This window comes from Rhodopseudomonas sp. (assembly GCF_048594845.1).
Classification (GTDB): domain Bacteria; phylum Pseudomonadota; class Alphaproteobacteria; order Rhizobiales; family Xanthobacteraceae; genus Rhodopseudomonas.
Genome location: NZ_JBMDXE010000029.1, coordinates 1 through 6,004 on the forward strand (window position 1 = coordinate 1; position 6,004 = coordinate 6,004).

The window sequence follows — 6,004 nt, forward strand, 5'->3', positions numbered from 1 at the left end:
ATCAATTACCCCTGCAGGGAGTATGGATTCCTGGACTTCACCCCGTCGGGCTTCGCCAGCCGCGGTGCATACCGGAATGACGAGGCACTGATTACAGCCCCGCGTCGTACTTCTTCAGCGCGGCTTTCAGTTCGGCGTCGATCGCCGCAGCGTCGCCACCAGCTTTCTTGACGCCTTCGGCCCAGGAGTCGCGCAGCGGCTGGGTGTCCTTCTTCCACTCGGCCAGTTGCGCGTCGGTCAGCGGATAGACCTCGTGGCCCTCAAGCGCCTTCATCTTGGTGCGGCCGTTGGCTTCGAAATCGACCCACGGATCGGTGACCTTGGAGGCCCATTCCGGCGTGCAGTGATCGTCGATGATCTTCTTCTGGTTCGGCGACAGCGCGTTGTAGGCCATCAGACCGATGTTGTAGGTGAACACCGTCGAGTACAGCGGCACGTCCATGTGATACTTCACGACCTTGTCGATACCGAACAGGAACACCGACCCCCAAGGGAAGGTGATCTCGTCGGCGACGCCGCGCTCAAGCGCGTCGCGCGATTCCGGCGCGGAGGCCTGAACGTTGGTGCCGCCGAACAGCTTGACCATCTCGCCGATGGTCGACTGTGCCGGGCGGACCTTGAGGCCCTTCATGTCGGCCGGCACCAGCACCTTCTTCTTGCCGTGCAGCGCGCCCGGATCATGGATGAAGGCGAAGCACAGCTTGGTGTCCTTCATCTCGGTCGGCGCGTATTTCTGGTACCACTCGTTAAACGCCAACGTACCCTTCTTGCCGTCCTTGAAGGTGAACGGCAGCTGGCCGGCGGAGACGATCGGGAAGCGGCCGGGCTGATAGCCCGGATTGACATAGGTGACGTCGGCGATGCCGTCGCGCGCCATATCGTAATGGTCGAACGCCTTGCCGAGTTGCTCGGAGGGGAACACCGCCATCTTGATGGTGCCGCCCGAGGCCTTCTCGATGTCGGCCGCCCACTCTTTGGTGGCGGGGACCAGCGGATGCGCCGGCGGCACCCACAGCGAGACCTTCCAATTGACGGTCTTGTCCTGCGCCGACGCGGTGGACACGCAGGCGGGCGCCATGCTGGCTGCGAGCAGCAGCGCAAGCATCGTTGTCCTCATCGAGGTCTCTCCCTGTTGGATGGCTTCAAGCGGCCTTTGGTTGTACTGTTATAGAACATAACCATTAAAGCAAGTGACGGCTGTGTAATAGCTGGTAGACAGCGGACCGCAACTGGACGGCGGCGGCGGTGTCTCGTAACGAGTCCCCAAACCAACCTGCAGGGGAAAGCCCATGCGCACACAAGTCGCCATCATCGGCGCCGGGCCGTCGGGCCTGCTGCTCGGCCAGTTGCTGCACAGCTACGGCATCGACGCGGTGATTCTCGAGCGCAAGGATCCCGACTACGTGCTGTCGCGCATCCGCGCCGGCGTGCTGGAACAGGGCATGGTCGGCCTGCTCGAAGAGGCCGGCGTCGCCAAACGGCTGCATCAGGAAGCGCTGGTGCACGACGGTTTCGAGATCGCCTTCTCGGGCAAGCGCCACCGCATCGACCTCAAGGGCTCCACCGGCGGCAAGGTCGTGACCGTCTATGGCCAGACCGAAGTGACGCGGGACCTGATGGAAGCGCGCAGCGCCGCCGGCCTGACCACGATCTACGACGCGGCCGACGTCACGCTGCACGATTTCGACGGCGAGGCGCCGAAGGTGCGCTGGACCAAGGACGGCACCACCCACGAACTCACCTGCGATTTCATCGCCGGCTGCGACGGCTTCCACGGCGTGTCGCGGCAGAGCGCGGCAGGCGCGGTGAAGACCTTCGAGCGCGTCTATCCGTTCGGATGGCTCGGCATCCTGTCCGACACGCCGCCAGTGTCGCACGAGCTGATCTACGTCAATCACGACCGCGGCTTCGCGCTGTGCTCGATGCGCTCGGCGCACCGCAGCCGCTACTACGTGCAGTGCCCGCTCACCGATGATGTCGCCGACTGGAGCGACGCGCGGTTCTGGGACGAACTGAAGAGCCGGCTCGATCCGGAGGCGGCACACCAGCTGGTCACCGGCCCGTCGATCGAGAAGAGCATCGCGCCGCTGCGTTCGTTCGTGGCAGAGCCGATGCGCTTCGGCCGGCTGTTCCTCGCCGGCGACGCCGCCCACATCGTGCCGCCGACCGGCGCCAAGGGCCTCAACCTCGCCGCCAGCGACATCTACTATCTGTCGCGCGCGCTGCGCGAATTCTACGGCGAGAAGTCGAAAGCCGGCATCGACGCCTATTCGGAAAAGGCGCTGCGCCGCGTCTGGAAGGCCGAGCGGTTCTCGTGGTGGATGACCTCGATGCTCCACCGCTTCCCCGACAGCGACGCCTTCTCCCAACGCATCCAGACCGCCGAGCTGGACTATTTGATCAGCTCCAAGGCCGCGACGACGTCGCTGGCCGAGAACTACGTCGGGCTGCCGTACTGACCTAGCGTTGCCGTACTAACCTCGTGTCCCGGACGCGATGCGGCACGCAGTGCCGCTTCGCAGAAGCGGACCCCGATTACTGGCGAGCGCTTCAAAAAACCGGGGCCCCGGATCTGCAGCGCACCACGTCGCAAGGCGACCTGCTGCGCTGCGTCCGGGGCACGCGAGTTGCGTTTCAAACACGCTCTCAAATCGCGCTTCAAACTTTGTCGGCGTTGCTCACGCCGCGCGGGCGCGGTTTAACGGAGGCGGACGCAGCCAAGCGAGCGACGGCATCATGACGAGCAACGACACGATCGTTTCCGACATTCCCGACGTCGACATCCCGGAAGGCTTCGTGCGGCATGCCCGCAGCAGCCCCCTCACCGCGCCATGGGAGCCGCTCTACGCGAAGATGACGGACGATGCCGTGGTGCTCGGGCTGCGGATCCGCGAAGCTCATACCAATTCGCGCGGACTGGCGCATGGCGGATTGATCACCGCGCTCGCCGACAATGCGATGGGCTACAGCTGCGGCCTCAAGCTCGGCGGCGGCGCGCGGCTGCTGACGGCGTCGCTGGCGATCGACTTCATCGGCTCGGCCCGGATCGGTCAGTGGCTGCAGATCGAGCCGGACGTCATCAAGGTCGGCGCGACGCTGTGCGTCGTGCAGTGCTTCGTCACAGCGGACGGGGTGCGCTGCGCCCGCGCCAATGGCACATTCAGCGTGGCCAAGGCGAAACCTTGACCACGCTCGGCTGTTAGCGCCTCAACCGCAGATCACGGCCTCGACGCCGGTGGCCACTTCGAACAGTTTGCGATCCGCACCGTTCACGCCCGCCAGCATCAGCCCCACCGGCGCCTCGCCCTTCTGATGACACGGCAGCGAGATCGCGCAACCGTCGATCATGTTGATCAGCGTGCAGTTGCGCAGCGCGAGGAGATTGGCCTTGGTAAACGCCTTGTCGTCGGCGAGGTCGGCGATCTTCGGCGGGGTGATCGCCGCGGTTGGCATCGCCACCGCGTCGTAGGGCGCGAGCCGCGCGGTGGCGCGGGTGATCAGCGACTTACGGGCGCCGACTGTGTCGATGTACTCGGCGGCACTCTGCGTCTCGCCGCGCAGCACGCGCTCGCGCACTCGAGGATCGTACACGTCACCCTTGGCGACCAGCAGATAGCGGTGCCAGGCGTAGCTCTCCGCCGCAGTCAGACCGCCCTTGGCGCCGAGCGGCGCGACGTCGTTGAATTCCGGCACTTCGATCTTGTCGACGATGGCACCATGGCTCGCCAGCGTCTTCAGCGCGCGCTCGAACGCGGTGCGCACCGTCTCGTCCAGTTCGTCAAGCGCCACCGTGGTCGGCACCGCGATGCGCAGGCCTTTCACCGGGCGCGGCGTCAGCGGCACGATCGGTTCATCCGCCAGCACGGCATCGACCACCGCACAGCAGGCGACGCTGCGCGCCAGCGGGCCGATACTATCCAGCGAGAACGACAGCGGCACCGCGCCGTCGCGCGGCACGCGGCTCTGCGATGGCTTGTAGCCGACGATGCCGTTGAACGCCGCCGGGATGCGGCAGGAGCCGCCGGTGTCGGTGCCGAGCCCGACATGCGCCATGCCGTCGACCACCGACACCGCCGCGCCTGACGACGAGCCACCCGGCACGTGTCCGGCTTCGCGGCCGTAGCTCGACTTCGGCGTGCCGTAATGCGGATTGATGCCGATGCCCGAATAGGCGAACTCGGTCATGTTGGTGCGGCCGATCACCACGAAGCCGGCGCCGCGCAGCCGCGCCACCGCGGGCGCGTCAGTTTCCGCGGGCGGATTGTCGTCCAGCGCACGCGAGCCGGCACGGGTCACCTGGCCCCTGATGTCGAACAGATCCTTGATCGACACCGGAATGCCCGCATAGGGCGACGGCGCCGCCTTGATGGCGCGCAGGGCATCCATCGCATCGGCGGCCTTCAGCGCCGCGTCGCGGTCGACATGGATGAAGGCGCGCGCGCCCTCGCCCGCCGCGTCATCGATCCGCGCCAGGCATTGTTCGACGAGCTTGCGGGACGTGGTGCGTCCGGCGTCGAGATCCGCCGCGAGCGCGGCGAGCGTGGGATGATCGGTCATGGCGTTCGTTCCGCTGGAAGGGCGATCCGCGCCCAAGGCGCTGCGATCGCGAAGTGAGACTCGGCCTCTCCTGTAGCGCGCAGGGCCGGATTTTGCCATGCAGGCGGCGCTGATTGTTCGTGCCCCGGAATACGTTTGGCGCACACGCCCCCGCGTCCGCCGCGTGTTGACGCTGCCCGGTCGATCTTGCATCAAGACGCGACAACCGATGGGCCACCGAGCCAGCTCAGGGAGAAAACCAACACATGGCTGAACGCGCACGTCCCAAGATTACTCCGGAAACCCAGCATTACTGGGACGGCGCCAAGCAGGGCGAATTGCGGCTGCAGCGCTGCGACTCCTGCGCCCATGCGTATTTCCCGCCCCGCCCATTCTGCCCGAAATGCGGCTCCCGCGAAGTCAGCGCGTTCAAGGCTTCCGGCAACGGCACCCTGTATTCCTACGTGATCAATCACCGGCCGCTAGCAGCCGGCTTCACCGAGCCCTACGCGATCGCGGTGGTCGAGCTCGAAGAGGGCCCGCGGATGATGAGCAACATCCTGGAGTGCCCGCAGACGCCCGAGGCGCTCGAACTCGATATGAAGCTGGAAGTCACCTTCCAGAAGATCGACGACGCCCTCACCCTTCCGCAATTCCGTCCGGCGAAGGGGTAAGCACCATGCGTCGCAATCAGGTTGCTATCGTCGGCGCCGCCGAGACCACCAAGCTCGGCGTCATCCCCGACATGTCGCAGATCCAGCTCCACGCCGACGCCGCGCTCAACGCGATCGCCGACGCCGGGCTGAAGCTGTCGGATATCGACGGCATCGCCACCGCGGTGGAGACGCCGCAGCAGATCGCCCACTATCTCGGCATCACGCCGACCTGGGTCGACGGCACGTCGGTCGGCGGCTGCTCGTTCATGCTGCACGTCCGCCACGCCGCTGCGGCGATCGAGGCCGGGCTGTGCAAGACCGTGCTGATCACCCACGCCGAGAGCGGCAAGTCGATGATCGGCAAGCTGCCGCGCTCGATTCCCGCCGACAGCCTGCAGGGCCAGTTCGAAGCGCCCTATGGCATCTACGGGCCGCCGAGCCAGTTTCCGATTCCGGTGCTGCGCTTCATGAAGACCTACGGCATCACCCACGAGCAGATCGCCTCGGTAGCGGTGGTGCAGCGCGAGTGGGCGGCCAAGAATCCGCGCGCCACCATGAAGGACCCGATCACGGTCGCGGACGTGCTGAACTCGCGGATGATCGCCTATCCGTTCCGGCTGCTGCAGTGCTGCCTCGTCACCGACGGCGGCGGCGCGCTCATCATGACCTCGGCCGATCGCGCCAAGGACTTCCCGCACAAGCCGGTCTATGTGCTCGGCACCGGCGAGAGCGTGGAAACGCCGATGGTCAGCCAGATGGAGACCTTCAACTCCTCGCGCGCCTTCAAGGTGGCGGGCCCGACCGCGTTCCGC

6 protein-coding genes are annotated in these 6,004 nt (G+C 66.1%); 4 read left to right on the plus strand and 2 right to left on the minus strand.

Annotation, left to right across the window (positions count from 1 at the left end; genetic code table 11):
- Positions 1-91: 91 nt before the first annotated feature.
- Positions 92-1,117, minus strand: coding sequence for a TRAP transporter substrate-binding protein (locus ACOJTD_RS01670; protein WP_420131207.1), 1,026 nt, complete (start codon positions 1,115-1,117; stop codon positions 92-94).
- Between the two features lie 172 nt (positions 1,118-1,289).
- On the opposite strand from ACOJTD_RS01670, the gene pobA reads away from it, so the two are divergent.
- Positions 1,290-2,459, plus strand: coding sequence for a 4-hydroxybenzoate 3-monooxygenase (gene pobA, locus ACOJTD_RS01675; RefSeq protein WP_420131208.1), 1,170 nt, complete (start codon positions 1,290-1,292; stop codon positions 2,457-2,459).
- Positions 2,460-2,736: 277 nt separating this feature from the next.
- Complete coding sequence (locus tag ACOJTD_RS01680; protein ID WP_420131209.1) at positions 2,737-3,186, plus strand: PaaI family thioesterase; 450 nt, start codon at positions 2,737-2,739, stop codon at positions 3,184-3,186.
- A 21-nt stretch (positions 3,187-3,207) separates the two neighbouring features.
- Here the strand turns inward: ACOJTD_RS01680 and ACOJTD_RS01685 are convergent, their stop codons facing one another.
- Positions 3,208-4,557 (minus strand): amidase, encoded by a 1,350-nt coding sequence (locus ACOJTD_RS01685; RefSeq protein ID WP_420131210.1) that lies wholly within the window; start codon positions 4,555-4,557, stop codon positions 3,208-3,210.
- 245 nt (positions 4,558-4,802) lie between these two features.
- Between ACOJTD_RS01685 and ACOJTD_RS01690 the strand changes: the two genes are divergently transcribed.
- Positions 4,803-5,210, plus strand: a complete 408-nt coding sequence (locus ACOJTD_RS01690; RefSeq protein ID WP_420131211.1) for a Zn-ribbon domain-containing OB-fold protein — start codon at positions 4,803-4,805, stop codon at positions 5,208-5,210.
- 5 nt (positions 5,211-5,215) lie between these two features.
- The coding region (locus ACOJTD_RS01695; RefSeq protein ID WP_420131212.1) for a thiolase at positions 5,216-6,004 on the plus strand (789 nt) is incomplete at its 3' end.